This is a genomic window from Pacificoceanicola algae (assembly GCF_049341065.1).
Lineage (GTDB): Bacteria > Pseudomonadota > Alphaproteobacteria > Rhodobacterales > Rhodobacteraceae > Pacificoceanicola.
Window position 1 is genome coordinate 53,648 of record NZ_JBMPIX010000009.1, and the last position, 21,618, is coordinate 75,265.

Sequence of the window (21,618 nt, forward strand, 5' to 3'; positions counted from 1 at the left end):
AAATATTCATTGGCGCCTGGGGTGGTCCGGACACTGTTGGGGAGATGGCCATGACAGCCCATGTCTTCCGCTTTCATGGTGCAGAACTGCGGGCCCTGCCCTCCGGTGCATTGCATTGGCCCGAGAAAGGGTTGCTGGTTGTCTCGGACCTGCATCTTGGCAAATCAGCACGTCTTTCCAGTCAGGGCGGCGCGCAATTGCCACCCTATGAAACCCGCGAAACGCTGCTGCGGCTCGACACAGTGCTGGAGGCCACGCAGGCGGCGCAGGTGATCTGCCTTGGCGACAGCTTTGATATGCCGGGCATTGACGCCGCCTTGCCCGAAGAGGACCGCCTCTGGCTTGCAAGACTACAAGCTGGGCGCAAATGGACATGGATCGAAGGCAACCACGACCCCGGTCCGGTGTCCCTTGGCGGCGCGCATCTGGCCGAGCTGACGCTGGACGGGCTGACCTTCCGGCACATCGCGACCACGGCTGGGGCGGAAATCTCGGGGCATTACCACCCAAAGGCGCGCATCGCCGCAAAGGGGCGCCGCCTTGCGCGCCGCTGTTTCCTGCTTGACCAATCCCGCCTGATCCTGCCGGCGTTCGGCGCTTACACAGGTGGTTTGTGGACGCATTCCCAAACGCTCAGCTCCCTGATGGCCCTCGACGCCAAAGCGATCCTGACCGGCACCCGCGCCATCGCCCTGCCGATGCCGCGCCACGATGGACGGCAGGCGCAAGGCTAGGTAACGTCACCGCTATGAGCATGGAAACCCGCATCCGCAACAGCTTTGCCAGACAGGGCATGATGACCACATTCGGCGCCAGTCTGGTGCTGATCGAAAAGGGCGCGGTGACAATCGCCGCCCCCATCGCCCCCGGAACCTCGCAGCAGCAAGGCTTTGCCCATGCTGCCCTGAGTTTTGGGCTCGGAGACAGCGCCGCAGGGTATTCGGCCCTCACTCTGCTCGACGACACCCAGGAAGTGGTAACCTCGGAAATGAAGATCCACCTGCTGTCCCCGGCAATCGGCGACAGCTTGATAGCCAAGGGCCGTATCATCAAACCCGGACGTCGCCTAATGGTCGTGCAGGCTGAGGTTTTTGCCCTGCACAACGGAAAAGAGCGCCAAGTGGCGCTCTTGACCGGGACGATGGTGCCCGTTTCAGCTTAGGCCGTAAGGCCCTCGGGCTCGGCTAGATCATTGGCCCGGCAGCAGGCGGTGACAGTGTTGGCCAGAAGACAAGCGATGGTCATTGGACCAACGCCGCCCGGCACCGGAGTGATCGCGGCGGCCCGTTCGGCGGCGGCTGCAAAATCAACGTCCCCGATCAGGCGGGTCTTTCCGGTCTTTTCGGGATGCGGAATACGGGTGATGCCCACGTCAATCACCGTGGCGCCCGGCTTGACCCAATCGCCCTTGACCATCTCTGCCCGCCCGACGGCAGCAATCAAAATATCGGCGCGGCGACAAACCTCCGGCAAATCTTTTGTGCGGGAATGCGCGATTGTCACTGTGCAATTGTCGCGCAGCAGCAGTTGCGCCATCGGCTTGCCAAAAAGGTTGGACCGGCCGACCACCACCGCCTCGAGACCGGTGAGATCACCCAGTTGATCGCGCAACAGCATCAGGCACCCAAGCGGCGTACAACTCACCAGCGCCTCGCCCCCGGTGGCCAGCAGACCAGCATTTGCAACACTGAGCCCATCGACATCCTTCGCGGGGTCGATCCGGGCCACGGTGCGGCGCTCATCAAGATGGTCGGGAACGGGGAACTGGCAAAGAATACCATGCACAGCCGGATCGGCGTTAAGCTTGTCGATCAGTGCGAACAGCTCCTCTTCCGAGGTGTCCGCAGCAAGCTTGTGTTCGAAAGAGGCCATGCCAACTTCGACCGCCTGCCTGTTCTTGGCATTGACATAGACCTCGCTCGCCGGGTCTTCGCCCACCAGAACAACCGCCAATCCAGGCGTGATCCCATGCGCATCCTTCAAACGCGCCACATGGCCCGCCACCTTTTCGCGAACCGCGGCCGCAAAGGCCTTTCCGTCGATGATCTTGGCGCTCATGCCCCGTCCTTCTTCGTTTTCCAATTACTTGATCCCGCACTAGCCAACCGAACACCACCAATCAAGGGCGCTATGGGACGGCGGGTGGGGCGAGGTCCCGGCATGAAGCCGGGACAAGCGCCCACCGGCCGGTCCGTCAGAACAGGCCTTCGATCAAGCCTTCTTCGTTCAGGCGGATGGTCTCCGAGGCCGGAACCCGCGGCAGACCCGGCATCGTCATGATCTCGCCGCAGATCACCACGACAAAGCCCGCCCCCGCCGAAAGCCGCACTTCGCGGATCGGAACCGAATGCCCGGTTGGCGCACCGCGACGGTTGGGATCGGTGGTAAAGGAGTACTGCGTCTTCGCCATGCAGACCGGCAGATTGCCGAACCCGGCATCTTCCCACTCTTTCAACTGGCTGCGGATCTTGCCATCGGCCAGAACTTCATCGGCGTGATAGATCGACTTGGCGACCCGCTCGATTTTCTGAAACAATGGCATCTCATCAGGATAAAGCGGGGCAAACTGGCTTGCACCGCTGTCCGCGATCTGCGCCACCCGCGTCGCCAGTTCGGCAGAGCCTTCCGAGCCAAGCTCCCAATGCCGCGACAGGATCGCTTCGGACCCCTGACTTTTCACAAAGTCCTTTACCGCCTGAATCTCGGCCTCGGTGTCCGTGACGAAATGGTTGATCGCCACGACCACCGGCACGCCGAACTGCTTGAGGTTGCCGATATGGCGCCCAAGGTTCGGACAGCCAGCCTTGACCGCATCGACGTTCTCGGCGCCCAGATCGGCCTTGGCCACGCCACCGTTCATCTTCATCGCGCGCACTGTGGCAACCAGCACCACGCAATCGGGCGCAAGACCAGCCTTGCGGCACTTGATGTTCATGAACTTTTCGGCGCCCAGATCGGCGCCAAAGCCCGCCTCGGTCACAACGTAATCCGCCAGCTTCAGCGCCGTCGTGGTGGCGATAACCGAGTTACAGCCATGCGCAATATTGGCAAACGGGCCGCCATGCACGAAGGCCGGGTTGTTTTCCAGCGTCTGCACAAGGTTCGGCTGCATCGCATCCTTGAGCAGCACGGTCATTGCACCATCGGCTTTGATGTCGCGGCAATAGATCGGCGAACGGTCGCGGCGGTACGCCACGATCATGTCGCCAAGACGCGCTTCCAGATCAGCCAGATCCTTGGACAGGCACAGGATCGCCATGACTTCAGAGGCCACGGTGATGTCAAAGCCCGTCTGGCGCGGGAACCCGTTTGCCACACCACCAAGCGAGGTCACGACATCGCGCAGGGCGCGGTCGTTCATGTCCAGAACGCGCCGCCATGTCACGCGGCGCTCGTCGATTTCCAACTCATTGCCCCAATAGATGTGGTTGTCGATCATCGCGCTCAGCAGGTTATGCGCCGAGGTGATCGCATGAAAATCACCGGTGAAGTGAAGGTTCATGTCCTCCATCGGTACGATCTGCGCCATGCCGCCGCCAGCAGCACCGCCTTTCATACCAAAGTTCGGCCCCAGGCTGGCCTCGCGGATACAGACTGCCGCCTTCTTGCCGATGCGGTTCAAACCGTCACCAAGGCCGACGGTGGTGGTGGTCTTGCCTTCACCTGCCGGGGTCGGGTTGATCGCGGTGACAAGGATCAGCTTGCCGTTTTCGCGGTCCTGAACCGAGCTGATAAAGTCCTGATTGACCTTCGCCTTGTCGTGGCCATAGGGCACAAGGTTTTCAAACGCGATGCCCAGCTTTTCACCGATCTCCTTGATCGGTAGCTTGTTTGCCTCGCGGGCGATTTCGATGTCGGTCTTGTAAGCCATCAGAGCGGGATCCCGTTGGTGTTTGCTGATATATTGGTCAGAGACATAACGGCCCCCGCAACAGACTGTGACAGCGAATCCGACATTTCTCAGGCGTCTTGCGGCGAAGCCTACGCGGATGTGGGACAGAATTCCTCGCATCGGAAACAGCTGTCGCGCGAAAGCGTCACGCTTCGGGCATCCAGCCGCGCTGATCCGGGATATGCAGACGCAGCTTGTCGCCCACCGCCACACGCCCCTCGCGCGCCACCCAAGCCGTTACCCCGCGGCGCCCTTCGGCGGCAGATTTGAACCCTTTGCCCTGCCCCGGCGCCACATGCTCGATGCTTTTCGCGGGGAACTGGCAAGGGCGGTTCTGCATATCCACCGTCACGGTCGCCCCCGAGGGCGCTTGAAGGCGCGAAGATGGCGGCAAATGGCTGAAATCGGCGATACCACGAATGACCATGCTGGCGCCCAGACGCGCGGGGTCGATCTTCTCTACGCCCATCTTCGCCGCGATCTGGATCAGCTCTTCTTCGGAAATGATGCTCAGCTGCCGTTCATTGCGGATTGCGGTGCCCTTCGGATACTGCGATTTCACCCGGCTGCAGCTTTCGCGTGTCGCCCCGCCATGAACCGAGCCTGCGATCCCGTCAAAGCGCAGCTCCACCGCCTCGCGCGCATCGGCCAACAGTTCCTTGCGGTCCATGTTGGCCACGACACCCAGCCAGATCACTTCGGCCACGTAGTCAGTCGGTTTGAGAGCAGGCATATCGCGTTCCTTCTGCGAGCTGTATTCAACCCGCCGCGCGGGTCAGGGTGAAGAACATCCGCCGGAAGGGAAACAGAACCGAGCCATCCCGAGCCGCCGGATATGCCTTGGCGATGACCTCTTCATAGGCAGAAATCAACTGCGTCTGTTCGTCCGACTTCAAGGCTTGCAGGATCGGGCGGGCGTAGGTGGATTCTGAAAAGCGGCGCACAGGATGCCCCTGATTGGACGGCGGCAGCAATTGGTAATATTCGGTTTCCCAAAGATCGAACTGACCTAGCGGCGACAGCAGGTGATGGTATTCAGCGGGGCGCATAACAGCGGGTAAGTCGCGGTGATCCACCCGGCCGGGAAACAGTTCATCGGCGATGCTCAACCAGATCCGGTGCGACGGCGCGTTGTTCTGATGAGGCACCTGCACGGCAAGCGTGCCGCCCGGGAGAAGCGCCCATACCAACCGAGGCAACAGCGACTCTTGCCCTGTCAGCCAATGCAACGCCGCGTTGGAATAGATCAAGGCCGCAGGCTCCGAAGCTGTCCAGTCAGCGATGTCGGCTTCGACAACCGCGTCGTAGCTGCCAGTCGCGCGGGCCTGTTCCAGCATGGCCGGAGAGTTGTCGACCCCCACCAGGCGCCGTTCCTCGAAACGCCTGCGCAACATCGCCCCGACAACGCCATTGCCGCACCCCAGATCAAAGGCGGCCCCATCGGGCAAGGCGGGCACACGGGCCAAAAGGTCCAGCGCCGGACGCAATCGCAGGTCTGCATAACGGGCGTAGTTCCCGGGGTTCCAATCGGCTTGCGTCATCGCGGCCTCCTGCCGTTTCGGCGAAACCCTAGGCCAGCACTTCGGCGGGTACAAACGCAAACGACCGGACCTCAGAGGCCCGGTCGTTTCAAATATTTAAATTGGCGCGATCAGGCCGAGGGTTCAGGTTCCATCCCGCCATCACCCTTGGGCTTTGACTTGGGCTTGGTCTTGGGGATCGCGGTCACGCTGGGTGTGTCGTCAGCGGCACCGGTTCCGTCGTCGTCAGCGCCCGAGGTCGGCGGCTCGCCGCGCATCACCCGCTTGATTTCTTCGCCGGTCAGGGTTTCGTACTCGAGCAGGCCCTTGGCCAGACGTTCCCAATCTTCCTTGCGTTCGGTCAAAATCTGGAAGGCGCGTTCATAGCCGCTCTGGATAAAGCGCTTCACCTCGTCTTCGATCAGCTCTTTGGTATGGGCCGATACGGACAGGCCAGCGGTATTGCCGGAATAGCCTTCGTGCGCCTCGGAATAGTCGATGTTGCCGACCTTGTCGGACATCCCCCAGCGCAGCACCATGGCCCGCGCCAGCCCCGAGGCCTGCTGGATATCGCCCGCAGGACCGTTGGACACGTTGTCCTCACCGTATTTGATGATCTCGGCAGCCTTGCCTGCCATGGTCATCGCCAGCTTTTCCTCGCATTCCGAGCGGTGCCAGTTCAGGCGGTCGATCTCGGGCAGGGAAACCACCATCCCCAACGCGCCGCCGCGCGGGATGATCGTCGCCTTATACACTGGGTCGCATTGCGGCAGGGTCAGACCCACCACGGCGTGACCGGCCTCGTGGTAGGCGGTTTTTTCCTTTTGATCATCGGTCAGGACCATGCTGCGGCGCTCGGCGCCCATCATGACCTTATCCTTGGCCTGTTCGAAATCCTCCATCGTGACAAACCGTCGCCCGATCCGGGCTGCCATCAAGGCCGCTTCGTTCACGAGGTTTGCCAGATCCGCACCGGAAAAGCCGGGCGTGCCGCGCGCGATGATGCGCAGGTCAACGTCAGGGCCAAGCGGGGTCTTGCGCGCGTGCACGGCAAGGATCTTTTCGCGGCCCTTGATGTCCGGGTTCGGCACTGTCACCTGACGGTCGAAACGGCCCGGACGCAGCAGCGCCGGGTCCAGAACATCGCGGCGGTTGGTGGCGGCGACGATGATCACACCTTCGTTCGCCTCGAAACCGTCCATCTCGACCAGCAACTGGTTGAGCGTCTGTTCACGTTCGTCATTGCCGCCGCCATAACCTTGACCACGGGCCCGGCCCACCGCGTCGATTTCGTCGATAAAGACGATACAGGGCGCGTTCTTCTTGGCCTGTTCGAACATGTCGCGGACACGGGAGGCACCAACACCCACGAACATTTCAACAAAGTCAGAGCCGGAGATGGTGAAGAAAGGCACGCCCGCCTCGCCTGCAATCGCACGCGCCAGTAGCGTTTTACCAGTGCCCGGAGGGCCAACCAGAAGCGCGCCCTTGGGAATCTTGCCGCCCAGACGGCTGAATTTCTGCGGGTTGCGCAGGAATTCAACGATCTCTTCAAGTTCTTCCTTGGCCTCGTCAATGCCGGCAACATCGTCAAAAGTCACACGGCCATGCTTTTCCGTCAGCAGCTTGGCCTTGGATTTGCCAAAGCCCATCGCGCCGCCTTTGCCGCCGCCCTGCATCCGGTTCATGAAGTAGATCCAGACACCGATCAACAGCAGGAAGGGCAGAAGGCTTAGAAGGAACGACTGGAAACCAGACTGCTCCTGCTGTTCGGCCCGCACTGGCACGTTGTTGTCGATCAGCAGGTTGGTGACACCTGCATCCTCGGGCTTGATGGTGACGAAGTCTTGTCCGTCATTGGTCCGATAGCGGACCTGCTCACCGTCGATGACCACATTGCTGACGGCTTTGTCCTCAACGGCTTTCACGAATTCCGAATAGCTGGCTTCACGGCTTTGCAGCGTCGTGCCACCTCCGGAAAAGAGGTTGAAAAGCGCCAGGATCAGAAGGAACAGGACGACCCAGAAGGCGATGTTACGAGCGTTGCCCAAGGCAGAACTCCTTTGAAAAGCTTAATGGCGCCAGAGTAGACGCGTTGCGATGTAACATAGAGATCAAACCCGGCGGTTCAATGCGAAAGAAGGAATGCTTTGAAGTCAAAGCCGCTTTGTCCCTGCGGCGAAAAGGCCGTTGTTCCGCCGGGGCCCACACCAAGCAGGTCACAAACGATCAAATCGTCCCCTTCCCAGACCGCAGGAAGCGCCAGCCCGACACGGTGCGCGGGGGCGCCTTGCGGTTTGTCCCTGACTTGCCGCCATCCGTCTTCGCCCAGGGCGCGGATGGTCAACCCCTTGGAACCCGGCAAGGAAACCAGCCACTTATTGTCCCAAAGAGTGTCCTTTCCTGCCTCGCTGATCTTGGCCTGCACCGCAGCATATTCCCGAAAGATGGTTAACCGTCCCTTAACGATTGCGGCTTCGCAGCCATGCAGAGTGCCGGTTCCGCCGCTGACAAGCCGGTCTCGGAGCGCTTCAAGCGCGTCCGCCCTTGGGCCATAATCCGCCGCCGAGACGTATTGCAACGCAGCCGAAAGCAACCGGCGCTGCGTCGCGGTTTCGACCTGCCCGTGCCAATCGGGCGCAAAGGACAAGCTGCCGTCCGGGTGGTCCTGCCCGATTTCCTGCCAGACTTGCGCCGCGCGCATCATCAATGCCTGCCGTTCGTCGCGCAGGCGGCGCGCTGTCGCGGCAAGGCTGTCTTTGTCCATGCCTTCGCCTTCAAGCACAGTCAAAAGCTGCCTGATCCGGGCACGGTCATAGCTGGGATCATCGTTCGAGGGATCGTCAACCCAAGTCCCTTTGAGCACCCGCAAATAGTGGCGCAGCGCATCGCGCGACATGTCGAGACACGGGCGCAGGACGCTAAATCCAGGTTGCCGCGCGCCGGTGCTTGGTGGGCGCGCGCCGGTACAATCCTCATCCGCGATGGCCGGGCGCTGGCCCACGGCAACCCGTCTTTTGGCGCGCATTGCCGACAGCCCCTCAACACCAGAGCCGCGCCTGAGGCGCATCAGGAAGGTTTCGGCCAGATCGTCTCTGGTATGGGCCATCAGGACATGACCAATATCCCCGCGCCATCGGTCAATCAGGTCAAGCCGGGCGCGTCGGGCCGCATCCAACTTGTTGCCCTGCCCGTCCCAGTGCCAGCGCAGCGTCGCATGAGGATGGCCCAGCGCCGCGCATTCCCGGGCGACCACGGCCGCTTCCTCCGCCGACTCGTGCCGCAGGCCGTGGTCCACCGTCACCACCCAAATCCGAACACCCCAGCGATGCGCCCAGTTGTGGGCCAGCGTCAACATGGCCATGCTGTCACCACCGCCTGAAACGGCGAGCGCAATGTCAGTGGGGAAATCCGGGCCAAGCAACTGGCCCATCGCCTCGGCAAAACGTTGATCGAGGCTCATGCGCCCTACTGGCACCCCAGTTCGGCGCGGCTGGCTTCGGCCTTTTGCACGAACTCCGACCCGGCATAGCGTGTGCCCACCTCGGACAACGTCACGCAGGCCTCGGGCGTGCTGCCCAAGTTGGCCAATGCCGTGCCCAGCCGCCAAAGCGCCTCGGGGGCGATTGGCGCTTCGGGAAAGCCGGAATAGGCGTTCAGATACCGCCGCGCGGCTTCGCGGGTGTCCCCCTGCCCGTCATAGGCCCGGCCTTCCGCGACAAGCGCGGCGGGCTCGAGCGGACCCATCGGATAGACTTCGCGGAACTGCGCAAAAAGCTGGGCGGCGGCGGCATAGTCACCGGCGTCCAGGGCCTTTTGCGCATCCATGAAATCGGCCTCTTCGCTGATTGCAAGCTCGCCCTGATGGGCCGGCAGGCTATCGGTTGCAGGCGCGGGCGACGGCGCTGGGGCGGGCGCAACGGCAACGGCTTCGCCGCCAAGCGGCTTGGTCGTGCCGACGCTGCCCAGATCGCAGCCCGGCTCGGCCTCGCATACCCGGAACTCCAGATCGCCAAGGCGGTTGGTGCCGTCCTTGACGATAGTATTGATCCGGAACTCCAGTTCTTCGGTCTTGGAGGTGACGCGCTGAAGCTCGGCCTCGATCGCGTTCAACCGGTCCAAAGCGGTGCCTCCGACGACCACGCCGCTGCTGCCCGTTGTGTTCAGCTCTTGCTTGAGCCGCAACAGCTCACCATTCAGGATGGCGATGTCCTGACGGATATCAGCAAGGGTTTCGCTTTGCTGCGCGGGCACAGCGCCCGCAACCAGCATCAGACAGACGGCAATAACGGCGCGGCGGATCAAGGTTTAGCTCCCAAGGCCCATGGAAATCACCGTCACGGCGCGACGGTTCTTGGCATAGCAGCTTTCGACCGAACAAATCTCGACCGGGCGCTCCTTGCCGTAGCTGATGAACTTCAGACGGCTTGCGGCGATACCCTTGGAGGTCAGATATTCCATCACGGCATTGGCGCGGCGGGCGCCCAGCGCGATGTTGTATTCGCGCGTGCCCTGTTCATCCGCGTGGCCTTCGATAACCGCCAGATAATCCGAATTGGTCATCAACCACTGGGCCTGCTGGTCCAGCGTCGCGCGGGCTTCGGGGCTCAGCGTCGACTGGTCAACGGCAAAAAAGACGCGATCCCCGATGGCCTGCTGGAAATAGGCGGTCGAGGTCGGGTCATTCGCACTGCCCGGAATGATGCCGCCGTCGATGCCTGTTCCGGCGCCCGCACCGGCGCCAGCATCGACATTGTCGAAACGATTGGGGTTGGTACAGGCTGATACGGCAAGGGCCGCGATCAGCAATACTGCCTTGGTGAGATGTGTCATCAGTCTGTCCTGCTCATTCTTGTGGTTTTGCGCGGCAGGCTACCACAGCCGCCGCCTCAGGAAAAGTTAACCTTATTGCAGCGGGCCCCAGCTGGGATCAGAGGCACCTGCCGGGGTGCGCACCCGTTTCAGGTTTCGTCCGGAGATATCCACCGAATACAGCGCCGAGGCCCCCTGCGCGCCCTGCGTTTCGCGGGCAAACATGATCACCCGGCCATTGGGTGCCCATGTCGGTCCTTCGTCAAGAAACGAGGCCGTGAGAAGGCGCTCTTCGCTGCCATCGGTGCGCATGACGCCAATGTGAAAGCGGCCCGCGTTCTGCTTGGTAAAAGCGATCTGGTCGCCGCGCGGCGACCACACGGGTGTGCCATAGCGCCCCTCGCCAAAGCTGATGCGCGTCGCTTCGCCGCCCTGCGCCGGCATGATATAAAGCTGTTGCGAACCTGAACGGTCGCTCTCAAACACAATCTGGCTGCCATCCGGCGAATAGCTGGGTCCGGTTTCGATCGAGGGAGCGGAGGTCAATTGGCGCGTGGCGCCGGTGCTGATATCCATCGCAAAGATGTCGGTGTTCGAACCGTTGGTCAGCGAATAGACCACCGTGGTGCCGTTCGGCGAAAAGCGCGGAGCAAAGCTCATCACACCTTGATCCGCCTGAAAGATACGGCTTTGCACATCGCCCACGTTCAGCACATGAATGCGCGGGCTGCCGGTTTCATAACTTGTATACAGAACCCGATCGCCGGTCGGGGAAAAGCGCGGCGCCAGAACGATGGCGTCCGAGCCGGTCAGGTACTGAATATTCGCCCCGTCGTAATCCATGATCGCCAGGCGTTTGGCCCGCGCGTTTTTGGGCCCGGTTTCCGAAACAAAGACCACACGGCTGTCGAAATAGGGCGTCTCGCCTGTCAGACGGCTATAGACCTGATCGGCCACCTTATGCGCCAGACGCCGCCAGCCGTCCTGCGTCGCGGTGAACTGCATGCCCTGCCCCAGTTCGGTGCCTGCGAACACATCCCAGACGCGGAACTTGACCACCACCCGGCCGGTGCCATCGGTACTGACCGCGCCGGTGATCAAAGCCTGAGAATTGATCGCCTTCCAGTCGGCAAACTGGATCGGCGCGGCAAAGCTGGCGACGGTGCTGATATGCGCCTCGCGGGGGACTTCACGGAACAGCCCTGTGCCGGTCAGATCATCGGCCACGACGCGACTGATCTGTTCGGCCAGTTGCCCCGCCTCGGCGGTTTCAGCAACAAAGTTGGGGACCGCATAGGGCATGGGTTCGACCACACCCTCGGTGATCTCGATCCGCAAGGGGCCATCCTGCGCCGCAGCGCCCGAGACACCAAGGATCAGAGCCAGCGCAAGGGCGCTGATCATCAGGCTCGCAATTCGGTGCATCATCCTGTTTCCCTCCTTCGGGAGCTGCTCATTGTGTCCGCAACGGATCTGCGCCCGTTTTCGGGCAGCATACGCGGCTTTGGTCCATTGCAAAACACCCCTGCCGGGCGCTTTCACGGGGAATTTGCGCGGGTTGTCGCTCATCTCAGACGCATATCGGCAGGGTTGAAGGTCATCTCGATCTCGCGCCATTGGTCGTATTTCTCGCCGGGCAGGTCATAGCCGTCTTTCTGGCAGCGTAGCACGGCCCGGCGAGCAGCCTGAAAGGCGGTCTCGACCGCAGCGCCCGAACCGCCAGTGGCATCAATCATGTCAATGCTACCTGACACGACCTTGCCATCACGGTCCATCTCCATCGACAAGGTCACGGTTACATTGGCCGCCTGACTGCCGACATCAACCACCCAGCAAGCCTGAACCGCCAGACGCAAGGCCTGCCGTTCGCCGCGAGTCAACGGCGGCCCGCTTGGGGCTTCGGGTTCCGGGCCGCCAGCCAATGCTTCTGCCAGCGCGGCCGCGACGGCGTCGGCGGTATCGCTGGAGTCGGCCGGTGCGGTCTCGGCTGCGCGCTGAGGGCGCGTCTTGGGGCGCGGACTGCTGGTCGGCGCCAGAGGCGCGCCCGCAGGCTCTTCGGCCTCGGTCACGATTTCGGTTGCGGCCTCTTCGGGGGCCGTGGCCTCTTGGGCCTGTTCGACCTGATCGGGCGAAGTGGCATCGGGATCGGCAGCTTGCTGGGTTTCTTCGGAAACGGTTGCATCCGGTTCAGGCCGCTCGACCGGTTCCGGCGCCACGCGCGGCGCCGGGCGCGGCTTGGGCCGGACCGAGGCCTGCGGTGCAAGCACGGGCGGCGGTGTCACTTCGGGAGGTGTCAGCGCATCCGGCGGCGGCGCGATCTCAACCGGCGGCGATGGGGGTTGAACCGGCTCGGGCAATGGCTCGGGCTCTGTTGCGGGGGTCACAGGCTGCGGGGCCGGTTCTTGAACCGGCTCCGGCTCTGGCGCCGGGGGTGTCGGTTCAGGCTCGGGCTCGGGCGGAGGTGTGGGCTGCGCGGGCGCAGGTTCGGTCTGTGGCTGGGGCACGTCCGGCGCGGGCTGCGTCAGGGCGGCGAACTCGGCCTCGGACAGCACGGTGACATCGGCCACTTCCATTTCCGGAGGGTCCGCCCGGAACACGCTTCCGAACAGAACCCACAGGATCGCGAGGGCGTGCGCCCCAACGGATATGTACTGACCCGTCGTCACATTGGCCTCTACTGACCCGACCCGTTAAGGGCCGGCCCGCCGATATCCGTCACAAGGCCGATTGAGGAAAATCCGCCCGCGTTCAGCGCGCCCATTATCTGCGCCACCTGTTCGTAGGGTATGGCTCCATCGGCACGCAGATAGACCCGATCATCGCTGCGCTCGGCGGCAATGGCGCGCAAACGCGGCACCAATTCATCACGGGAAATCTCGGTCGATTGCAGCAGGACGGCGCCATCGGCAGAGATGGTCACAGTCAAGGGTTCTTCGGTCTCGGAAGGTAAGGCCTGCGCGGCGGTCTTGGGCAATTCCACTGGAACGCCAACCGTCAGCAGGGGCGCGGCCACCATGAAGATGATGAGAAGCACCAGCATCACATCCACAAAGGGCGTGACGTTGATCTCGGACATGGGTTGGCTGCCGCCGCTTCTGCGGCGACGCCTGCGGCGGCTTCCGCCCCCGCCCCCGGATTTCACGACACCTGCGCCCATGGCTCAGGAATCCAGCTGGCGCGAAAGGATGGTCGAGAATTCGTCGGCAAAGGCCTCGTAGCCGCCAAGGATGCGATCGCTGTCCGCGCTCAGTTTGTTGTAAAAAACCACCGCCGGAATCGCGGCCATCAGGCCCAGACCGGTCGCCAGAAGCGCTTCGGCAATGCCGGGCGCCACAACCACAAGCGAGGTGTTCTGCTGCTGCGCAATCTCGATGAAGGCGTTCATGATCCCGAAGACCGTCCCGAACAACCCGACGAAAGGCGCTGTCGACCCGACGGTCGCCAGCACCGGCAGCCCCTTTAGCAGGACTTCGGATTCCTTCTGGATGGCCACATCCATGCTGCGGTCGATCCGGCTCTGGGCATTGGCGATCAGCCCGCCGTCCTCGCGGTGCGACCGCCGCCACTCAGTCATCCCGGACGCAAAGATCCGCTCGGCCCGTCCGCTTGGCTCTGGTCCAAGCTGTTCATACAGCTCGTCCAACGGCTCGCCCGACCAAAAGGCCTTGTCGAACCGCGCCGCCTCGCGCCGCGCCGTGCGATACGAGATCAACTTGTCAATGATTATGCCCCACGACCAGACAGAGGCGATGATCAATACGAACATCACCAGTTTGACGGTCAGTGTGGCGCGCGCAAAAAGCGCCCACATAGAGAAATCAATCTCCTGCGCAAGCGCTAGGGTTTCTGTTTCCATGAACCTGCTCTTTCCACCTGTCGGCCCTCTTGTGGGGCCGTATTAAAGGCGTGTTTACCTGATTTGCAGGGGAAAGGCCAACAGAATGCTGTGAGGTCGGTGCAAATAGGGCTTTTCGGCAAATCTTTGCTTTTCCGCCACAGCGTCATTCTGTCAGAACGCCATGTGGGCGACCTGCCAGAGGTACAGCGGCCACCGAGCCTAATGTACGCGCTTGCGAAGCCCCGCAGGAAGGCGCGCCGGTTGCCCCTCCAATGTTGCGCAAACCGCCGTGACCTCGGCGCGGAACAAAACCTCTTCGCCGCGAAGCACTTCTTGCGTCATGACCAGCCGCACACCGGTCATCGCCTTGACCTGGGTCCGCACTTCAAGGGCATCATCGTATTTTGCGGGCAGCAGGTAATCGCATTCGATCCGCCGCACCACAAAGACAATGCCTTCGTCGCGCATGGCGTTCTGGTCCAGCCCCTGTTCCTTAACCCAGTCGCTGCGCGCCCGTTCGATGAATTTCAGATAGTTGGCGTGATATACAATCCCCGCCATATCCGTGTCTTCGTAATAGACGCGGACGGGAAAGACATGGGTCATGGCAAGGCTCCGGAATGTGCTTTGGCAAAGCCTATCCGTTTGTTTGCAATAGCTTCAAGGCCCTAACGTTTGCGCCGCCCTCCGGCGCTTCGGCTGTGGAACTCGAGAGGGCGTTTGGCCACCCACGCCAGAAAGCGCGCAATCCGGGGATGCGCGCGCAGCGCCGCGATGGTGGAGTAGTCCCGCGCCAACTCCGCCTCGGTAAAGACCGCGTGGATTTCGCTGTGGCAAATCTGGTGGAGCAAAACCACCGGACCGCCTTTGCCGCCTTTCAGCTTTGGGATCAGGTGGTGCAGGCTTTGCTTGGCCCCGGGCGGAATCGGGCGCAGACACAACGGGCAGACGGGATCATCCATGGCTTGGACTTGTGCCTGACCGCGTCCCAAGGCAAGACTGCCTGAACCGCAAGACCCGGAACACCCCAATGAATTTCGACCTCGCTTCCCAGCCCATGATTGTTCAACAGGCCGCTGGCTATGTCCTGCAAGGCTGGGACGTTGCCAAAACATGGTTGCTGTCACCCGCCGCATGGTCACAGTTCGGCCTTCTGATCGCGGCCTTCGTGCTGGCCTGGCTTTTGACGAAAAGGCTGCGTCCTTGGCTGGAGCGCTGGCTGACACCGGACAAAGGCAATAATTCCATCCTTGCCACGATCCGCCGTTTCCTGCTGATCTTCGTGCCGCTTCTGCTGCCGCTTTTGGCCTGGGGCTTTACCGGGATCGGCGAACAGGTCACCCGCTCGCTCTTTGGATCGGGCGCTGTCATCGCCTTTGGCAAGCGGCTGTTCCTGCTTCTCGCCGCACGCATTCTGGTGCGGGAAATCATCAGCGACGGCTTTCTCAAACTGCTGGGCAAGTACGTTTTGCTGCCAATCATGGCGCTTTATGCCTTGGGTTTTCTGGACGACAGCATCGCCCGCCTGAACGAGATGACCATCTCGCTTGGCAATATCGAATTTACCGTCATGTCGGTGATCCGGGGTATGATTGCCGGGTCGATCCTGTTCTGGATCGGGCGGTGGTCGAACGACCAGACCGGCAGCTTCATCAGCAAACAAGAGGAAATGCCCCCCGCCACGCGTCAGCTGGCCTCCAAGGCGGCCGAGGTGGCGATCTTCGGTCTCGCCTTCCTGCTGCTCATGAACATCATGGGTATCCCGCTGACCTCCTTGGCCGTGCTGGGCGGCGCCATTGGTGTCGGGCTTGGCTTTGGCCTGCAAAAGATCGCGTCGAACTATATCTCCGGCGTGATCCTGCTGCTCGAAGGGCAGGCCACCGTCGGCGACTTCGTCGAACTGGACAGCGGCGAGGCCGGCACCATCGTGCAAACCACAGCCCGCGCCATGATCCTCGAAACATTCGATGGCCGCTGGATCGTTGTCCCGAACGAAGATTTCATCACCACCCGCGTGATCAACTATTCCGATCAGGGCAGCGCCAACCGATACGAAGTGCCCTTCTCGGTCAGTTACAAGACCGACATCAACACGGTTCCAGACATCATCGAAGCGGCTGTCGCGACCCATCCGGACGTTCTCCGAGAGCCATTCCCGCCCGATTGCGAATTGCGCGGATTTGGCGACAGCGGCATCGATTTCGCGGTCGAATTCTGGGTGAACGGGCTGGACGACGGCAAGAACAAGTATACCTCCGATGTACTGTTCCTTGTGTGGAACGCACTCAAGGACAACAATATCGAAATCCCCTATCCGCACCGCGTGATTGAAATTCGCCCTGCGCAGGACAGCTGACTACCTTATGCCTATCCGGTTATTCCAAGGACTCGAACCATGAGCACCGCCCTTGTCATTGGGGGCGGCCCAGCGGGCCTGATGGCAGCGGACGCGCTGCTCAGCGCCGGTGTCCCCACCACTTTGATCGAGGCCAAACCCTCGATCGGACGCAAATTCCTGATGGCGGGCAAGTCCGGTCTCAACCTGACCAAGATGGAACACATGGGCCCGTTTCTGGCCGCCTATGGCGCCGCCACCGGCAACCTGACGCCGATGCTCAACGACTTTGGCCCGCAGGACGTCAACGCCTGGGCCGAAGGTTTGGGGCAACAAACCTTTACCGGATCAACGGGGCGGCTGTTTCCAAAAACCATGAAGGCCTCACCCTTGTTGCGGGCTTGGCTTAAGCGGCTGAACGACATGGGGCTTGAAAGCCGCACAAGATGGCGCTGGACCGGCTGGACAGATGAGGCTCTGAGCTTCGACACCCCGGACGGCCTGCAAAAGCTTAGCGCGGCGGTTTGCGTATTCGCCCTTGGCGGAGGGAGTTGGGCGCGGCTTGGATCAGATGGCGACTGGGCCATGCCATTTGGCGCCGCTGGGATTCCGGTCATGCCGTTCCAGCCTTCGAACGCCGGGCTCAAGGTCGACTGGTCGACCCATATGATCCGGCATTTCGGCGCCCCGATCAAGAATGCCACGTTCCGCGCCGGGGACCTGATCAGTCGGGGCGAGGCGGTGATCTCGGCGCGCGGCCTTGAGGGTGGCGGGATCTATCCGCTGACACCGGCCCTGCGCGAGGGCGCTGCTTTGACAGTGGATCTGGCCCCGGACTTAAGCATCGAGGCCGTCACCGCACGGCTGGCCCGCCCGAAAGGCAAGCAAAGCCTGTCCAACCATCTGCGCAAGGCGCTGAACCTGACACCCGCCGCCCAAGCGCTGGTGATGGAATGCGCCCGCCCCTTACCCACTGAATCCGGCGCCTTGGCGCAATTGATCAAGGCCCTTCCCGTCGCGCACAACGGCCCGCGCCCGATGGACGAGGCGATCTCGACTGCGGGCGGGCTTGGCTGGGAAGGTATGACCGACGCGCTGATGCTCCGGGACAAACCCGGGACCTTTTGCGCGGGCGAAATGCTGGATTGGGAGGCCCCGACCGGAGGCTACCTGCTGACCGCCTGCCTTGCCACGGGCCTTTGGGCCGGGCAGCACGCCGCGCGTTATTGCCAGATGTAGGTCACACGCTCGCCCTCGGGGCCTGCAGCCGCGCCGCTGACGTCAATGCGGCCGCGCGGCACGCCGCGATCGGCCAACGCCCCGCGCAAAGCCTCGGCCCGGCGACGCGCCAATTGGCGGTTGAGCGCGGGATACTCCGTCAGACCCGCCTCTGCCTGAATCCTCAGGCGCAGATCGCCCGTCCAGGTACAGGCCCGGGCGACCGCCGCGAAATAGGCCAAGGGATGCACGGCGCCCAAGGCCGGTGCAAAGCGGGCTTGGGCGAACGGCACCGCCTGCCCTTTGTCCATCGCCTCGGTGCAGGCTTGCGCCCCCGCCTTGACCCGCACCTGCGGCAGCCAATAACCGTCCTGAAAGACCTGCGGCTGATCAAGCAGCACATGCGTCCTTTGGGTTCCGGACAAGGGCGGTTTGGCCCGTGCCACCGACAGCTGAACGGCGCTTGGTAAGGCAAGGCGCTGGGACAGGGTCTCGAACTGACCGCCCGGCGTGACTTCCAACTCCAGCGCAATCGCCTCGGGGCTATAGGTCAGCCGCATCCCATCCAGCAAAGACAGATATGGCTGCACAGCACGCAAGGCAGACAGAACCAGCCCACCATCGCCCTGCGGCGCAACGCGCGGATCGCCACGCAGCTCCAGCCCGCCCAAGGCCTCGCCCATGGCTTGCGGCGTCAGGCCCGCGGGCAGCTTGCCCTGCACGGCGGCCCCGATTGCCGGATCATACGTCAATTCAAACACCGCGGGGGCGCCATCGTCCGCCAGTTGGATCGCCGACTGCCCGGCGCCTCCCAAGACCGCCCGTGCCTGTTGCCGCGCAGCCGGATTGGCCGCCAGCCCGCTCAAATGCAGGCCCGAGACACCATAGCTCAACTCGCCGTTGCGCAAGATTTTCAGCGCCGCAAAGCCCGCCCGCAAAGGTGCCTGCCAGTCCTGCAAATCAGGATAAAGGCCGCGATCCAGACCCAGCTTTCCCAAGGCCATCCCCATAGGTGCGACCAGGGCTTCTGCATCAAAATCCGAAGGCACTCTGCCCGTCATAGCCAATGCCTGTCCGTCCCAGGACGCATGCAAGGACAGTGCCGGGCCATCGTCTACCGGGATCAGCGACAGGTTCAGCGCATAGCCCTGCGGCAGCGCCATGCCTGCGATCTTTTCGATTGTTTTTTGTGCAATCGGCCCGCCCTGCACCGATACGACGCCTGGCGCGATACTGACCGCTCCTTGGGGCAACTCTGCGATCATGGGCACCGCTGCGGCAAGCGCCTGCTCGAACCCCGGCACGTCCAGCGGTTTGGGCGCATAGTAGACCTGTTCAAAGGCGCCGTCCAACACGGACAGTCCGCGCAAATCGTAGTCTGGCGGCAATTTACCGGACAGGCGCACCCCCATGTAAGGATCGCGCGTCACCAGCAAACCATAGGGCAGTCCGTCATCCAAGGCTGTCAGCTTCAAGTCAGCAGAATACCCCTCGGGCAACTGCGCAAAACCCGCCTCGATCTGTCGGACCTGTTCGGGCAGATGCATCACGCCGACAAAGGTCAGGTGGGCGTCGCTGAGCAGCACATCGCCTTCCTCGGCTCCGGCAAGTGCCTGCGCCGCCGACAAAGCCACCTCGCCCCAGGCCGCATCCGGGGCGCCAACAGCCACGGTCAGCGGGGTCTCGTCCAGAGCAAAGACCTCTGAAATCGCCTCGGCGGTCTGGCTGTCAGGGACGTATCCGGACACCGAAACACCACGCGTCCGCTTTTGCATCCGCAGATCAAAAGGCGCGATTGTGGGCAGGATGACCAGCCCGCTCACGACCTCTTCGACGCCCTGAAGCGCAGCGAGGCGCGCAATGACTTGCGCCCCTTCGTCCTCGCTTTCAACCCGGCCGCTGACGGTCACGACACGGCCCTCGACGGCGATGCTCAGCGGATGGCGCGCCTGATAGACAGCGCCTTCGGCCCCAGCCTTGATCCCGGCGGCAACCAGCGCGTCTTCGTTTGGTACCTGAAAGACCCCCAGCGCTACCACCGCCAGAGCAATCACCAGAATGGCAAAGAAATCGCGCATGGCCCGCGGGTCTTAGACGGCGGCCTTGCGGCTCTCGTCCAGATAAATCTCGCGCAGACGCAGCGCGCGGTTGCCCGGCACTCCATCGCCCAGCGCGACACCGTCGATTTCGACAACGGGCATCACGAAAGTGGACGCCGACGTGACAAAGGCCTCGTCCGCCTCTTTCGCCTCGTCGATGGAAAAATTGCGCTCTTCGACCTCCATCTGCGCCTCGCGGGCAAAGCGCAGAACGGCGGCGCGGGTGATCCCGTGCAAGATGTCGTGCGACAGAGCGCGGGTGATGATCTTGTTGCCTTTGACGATATAGGCGTTGTTGCTGGTGCCTTCGGTCACGAAACCATCCTCGACCATCCAGGCATCATCTGCGCCGGCCTTCTTGGCCATCATCTTGCCCATCGACGGGTACAGCAGCTGCGTTGTCTTGATATCGCGGCGGCCCCAGCGGACATCCTCGATGGAAATGACCTTGATGCCCTTTTTCGCCACCGGATTGTCGGCAAGGCCGGGCTTGTTCTGGGTAAACAAAACCAGCGTCGGTTCGGTCGTTTCCGGATCGGGAAACACGAAATCGCGGTCGCCGGGAGCGCCGCGGGTGATCTGAAGATAGATCATGCCTTCGTCGATGCCGTTCAGACGCACCAGTTCGCGGTGGATCTCAAGCAGATCATCAAAGGCAGCGGGCTTGGGCATGTCGAGCTCGTTCAGCGACCGCTCCAGCCGTTTTGCATGGCCTGCAAAGTCGATCAGCTTGCCGCCCAAAACGCTTGTCACCTCATAGACCCCGTCCGCCATCAGAAAGGCCCGGTCAAAGATGCTGACCTTGGCTTCGGTTTCGGGCAGGTATTCGCCGTTAAGGTAAACGGTGCGGGTCATGGGCGGGTCTCCTTATCCCCAGAGGGCAGCGGTGGACGGATGCACACCGGCCTCGTCATAATGCAAAGCGTTGTCCCGGTCTTCGGCCAATAGCAGCGGCCCGTCAAGGTCCGTCACCAACGCACCCTGCGCCACCAACACCGCAGGCGCCATCGCCAGGGATGATCCGACCATACACCCCACCATGACCTTGTACCCCTCGGCCAGGGCTGCCGTGCGCAGCGCCAGCGCCTCGGTCAGACCGCCGGTCTTGTCGAGCTTGATGTTCACCACGTCATACTTGCCCTTGAGCCCAGGCAGACTGGCGCGATCATGGCAGCTTTCGTCGGCACACACCGGCACCGGCCGATCCATTCCGATCAAGGCATCGTCATCACCCGCAGGCAAGGGCTGCTCCACCAAGGACACGCCCAACCGCACCAGATGCGGCGCAAGCTCGGAATAGACCTTTGCGCTCCAACCCTCATTGGCATCGACAATGATCCGAGAGCCCGGCGCGCCGCGCCGCACGGCCTCCAACCGGGGCATGTCATCCGGCGTGCCCAGCTTGATCTTGAGCAATGGGCGATGCGCGTGTTTGCGCGCCGAGGCTTCCATCGCCTCGGGTTCCCCCAAGGACAACGTGTAGGCGGTCACCTCGGTCTTTGGCGCCGCCAAACCAGCCAGTTCCCAAACCCGGCATCCTACCTGCTTGGCCTCAAGATCCCAAAGCGCACAATCCACGGCATTGCGCGCTGCGCCTGCTGGCAAAATCCCGGCCAAGTCTGCCCGGGTAACGCCCTCGGGCAGACTTTTTATCTCGGCCTCGACGCTTTCCAATGTCTCATCATAGCGGGCATAGGGCACACATTCCCCCCAGCCGGTCACGCCGTCCCGGCTTACCCGGACCGTCAGCACCTTGGCCTCGGTCCGCGATCCACGCGAGATCGTGAACGCCTCTGCCAGCCGGAACACATCCCGCGTCACTTCAATCGACATCACTTGCCCTTCATCTTGTCAAAATTGCCCGCCAGCGGCACGACGGGACGGTGGGCGGGGCGAGGTTCCGG

21 protein-coding genes are annotated in these 21,618 nt (G+C 62.4%); 4 read left to right on the forward strand and 17 right to left on the reverse strand.

The window, feature by feature from the left end; translation table 11 throughout:
- Positions 1-50 precede the first annotated feature (50 nt).
- Together pdeM and ACOYQJ_RS14450 are read left to right on the forward strand one after the other, a co-directional pair.
- Entirely contained in the window at positions 51-734 is a 684-nt protein-coding gene (gene pdeM / locus ACOYQJ_RS14445; RefSeq protein WP_422906736.1) for a ligase-associated DNA damage response endonuclease PdeM, read from the forward strand.
- A 14-nt stretch (positions 735-748) separates the two neighbouring features.
- Entirely contained in the window at positions 749-1,162 is a 414-nt protein-coding gene (locus ACOYQJ_RS14450; protein ID WP_422906737.1) for a PaaI family thioesterase, read from the forward strand.
- On the opposite strand, the gene folD is transcribed toward ACOYQJ_RS14450, so the two are convergent.
- The 14 genes from folD to ACOYQJ_RS14520 all read right to left on the reverse strand — a co-directional run bounded on the left by folD (position 1,159) and on the right by ACOYQJ_RS14520 (position 15,024).
- Positions 1,159-2,058, reverse strand: coding sequence for a bifunctional methylenetetrahydrofolate dehydrogenase/methenyltetrahydrofolate cyclohydrolase FolD (folD, locus tag ACOYQJ_RS14455; protein WP_422906738.1), 900 nt, complete (start codon positions 2,056-2,058; stop codon positions 1,159-1,161). The genes ACOYQJ_RS14450 and folD overlap by 4 nt on opposite strands.
- 136 nt (positions 2,059-2,194) lie before the next feature.
- Entirely contained in the window at positions 2,195-3,871 is a 1,677-nt protein-coding gene (locus ACOYQJ_RS14460; RefSeq protein ID WP_422906739.1) for a formate--tetrahydrofolate ligase, read from the reverse strand.
- Between the two features lie 166 nt (positions 3,872-4,037).
- Positions 4,038-4,625: an MOSC domain-containing protein gene (locus ACOYQJ_RS14465; RefSeq protein WP_422906740.1), complete on the reverse strand. Its 588-nt coding sequence runs from the start codon at positions 4,623-4,625 to the stop codon at positions 4,038-4,040.
- 25 nt (positions 4,626-4,650) lie between these two features.
- Positions 4,651-5,433: a methyltransferase domain-containing protein gene (locus ACOYQJ_RS14470; protein ID WP_422906741.1), complete on the reverse strand. Its 783-nt coding sequence runs from the start codon at positions 5,431-5,433 to the stop codon at positions 4,651-4,653.
- Between the two features lie 110 nt (positions 5,434-5,543).
- Entirely contained in the window at positions 5,544-7,463 is a 1,920-nt protein-coding gene (gene ftsH / locus ACOYQJ_RS14475) for an ATP-dependent zinc metalloprotease FtsH (protein ID WP_422906742.1), read from the reverse strand.
- Between the two features lie 77 nt (positions 7,464-7,540).
- On the reverse strand, positions 7,541-8,875 hold the full coding sequence (tilS, locus tag ACOYQJ_RS14480; protein WP_422906743.1) for a tRNA lysidine(34) synthetase TilS: 1,335 nt from the start codon (positions 8,873-8,875) through the stop codon (positions 7,541-7,543).
- A 5-nt stretch (positions 8,876-8,880) separates the two neighbouring features.
- Positions 8,881-9,714: a tol-pal system protein YbgF gene (ybgF, locus tag ACOYQJ_RS14485; protein ID WP_422906881.1), complete on the reverse strand. Its 834-nt coding sequence runs from the start codon at positions 9,712-9,714 to the stop codon at positions 8,881-8,883.
- Positions 9,715-9,720: 6 nt separating this feature from the next.
- The gene (pal, locus tag ACOYQJ_RS14490; protein WP_422906744.1) at positions 9,721-10,245 is read right to left on the reverse strand and encodes a peptidoglycan-associated lipoprotein Pal; all 525 of its coding nucleotides are present in this window, start codon (positions 10,243-10,245) and stop codon (positions 9,721-9,723) included.
- A gap of 72 nt (positions 10,246-10,317) precedes the next feature.
- On the reverse strand, positions 10,318-11,652 hold the full coding sequence (tolB, locus tag ACOYQJ_RS14495; protein ID WP_422906745.1) for a Tol-Pal system beta propeller repeat protein TolB: 1,335 nt from the start codon (positions 11,650-11,652) through the stop codon (positions 10,318-10,320).
- A 137-nt stretch (positions 11,653-11,789) separates the two neighbouring features.
- Positions 11,790-12,890, reverse strand: a complete 1,101-nt coding sequence (gene tolA, locus ACOYQJ_RS14500; protein WP_422906746.1) for a cell envelope integrity protein TolA — start codon at positions 12,888-12,890, stop codon at positions 11,790-11,792.
- Positions 12,891-12,898: 8 nt separating this feature from the next.
- Positions 12,899-13,381: a protein TolR gene (gene tolR / locus ACOYQJ_RS14505; protein ID WP_422906747.1), complete on the reverse strand. Its 483-nt coding sequence runs from the start codon at positions 13,379-13,381 to the stop codon at positions 12,899-12,901.
- 3 nt (positions 13,382-13,384) lie between these two features.
- Positions 13,385-14,080 carry a protein TolQ gene (tolQ, locus tag ACOYQJ_RS14510; RefSeq protein WP_422906748.1) on the reverse strand — a complete coding sequence of 232 codons (696 nt, stop codon included), beginning with the start codon at positions 14,078-14,080 and terminating at the stop codon, positions 13,385-13,387.
- A gap of 201 nt (positions 14,081-14,281) precedes the next feature.
- The gene (gene ybgC / locus ACOYQJ_RS14515; protein WP_422906749.1) at positions 14,282-14,668 is read right to left on the reverse strand and encodes a tol-pal system-associated acyl-CoA thioesterase; all 387 of its coding nucleotides are present in this window, start codon (positions 14,666-14,668) and stop codon (positions 14,282-14,284) included.
- Between the two features lie 62 nt (positions 14,669-14,730).
- On the reverse strand, positions 14,731-15,024 hold the full coding sequence (locus ACOYQJ_RS14520; RefSeq protein WP_422906750.1) for an HNH endonuclease family protein: 294 nt from the start codon (positions 15,022-15,024) through the stop codon (positions 14,731-14,733).
- Between the two features lie 68 nt (positions 15,025-15,092).
- Here ACOYQJ_RS14520 and ACOYQJ_RS14525 point away from each other — a divergent pair, with 68 nt between their 5' ends.
- Together ACOYQJ_RS14525 and ACOYQJ_RS14530 are read left to right on the forward strand one after the other, a co-directional pair.
- The gene (locus ACOYQJ_RS14525; protein ID WP_422906751.1) at positions 15,093-16,418 is read left to right on the forward strand and encodes a mechanosensitive ion channel family protein; all 1,326 of its coding nucleotides are present in this window, start codon (positions 15,093-15,095) and stop codon (positions 16,416-16,418) included.
- Between the two features lie 39 nt (positions 16,419-16,457).
- Positions 16,458-17,636, forward strand: coding sequence for a TIGR03862 family flavoprotein (locus tag ACOYQJ_RS14530; protein WP_422906752.1), 1,179 nt, complete (start codon positions 16,458-16,460; stop codon positions 17,634-17,636).
- On the opposite strand, the gene ACOYQJ_RS14535 is transcribed toward ACOYQJ_RS14530, so the two are convergent.
- Genes ACOYQJ_RS14535 through dgcA form a run of 3 tightly spaced genes read right to left on the reverse strand, consistent with a single transcriptional unit; the run spans position 17,621 to position 21,547 of the window.
- The gene (locus tag ACOYQJ_RS14535; RefSeq protein ID WP_422906753.1) at positions 17,621-19,693 is read right to left on the reverse strand and encodes a hypothetical protein; all 2,073 of its coding nucleotides are present in this window, start codon (positions 19,691-19,693) and stop codon (positions 17,621-17,623) included. The two genes, ACOYQJ_RS14530 and ACOYQJ_RS14535, sit on opposite strands and share 16 nt — an antisense overlap.
- Before the next feature lie 12 nt (positions 19,694-19,705).
- Entirely contained in the window at positions 19,706-20,569 is an 864-nt protein-coding gene (locus ACOYQJ_RS14540) for a D-amino-acid transaminase (protein WP_422906754.1), read from the reverse strand.
- Positions 20,570-20,581: 12 nt separating this feature from the next.
- Positions 20,582-21,547 carry an N-acetyl-D-Glu racemase DgcA gene (gene dgcA / locus ACOYQJ_RS14545; RefSeq protein ID WP_422906755.1) on the reverse strand — a complete coding sequence of 322 codons (966 nt, stop codon included), beginning with the start codon at positions 21,545-21,547 and terminating at the stop codon, positions 20,582-20,584.
- Between the last annotated feature and the right edge of the window lie 71 nt (positions 21,548-21,618).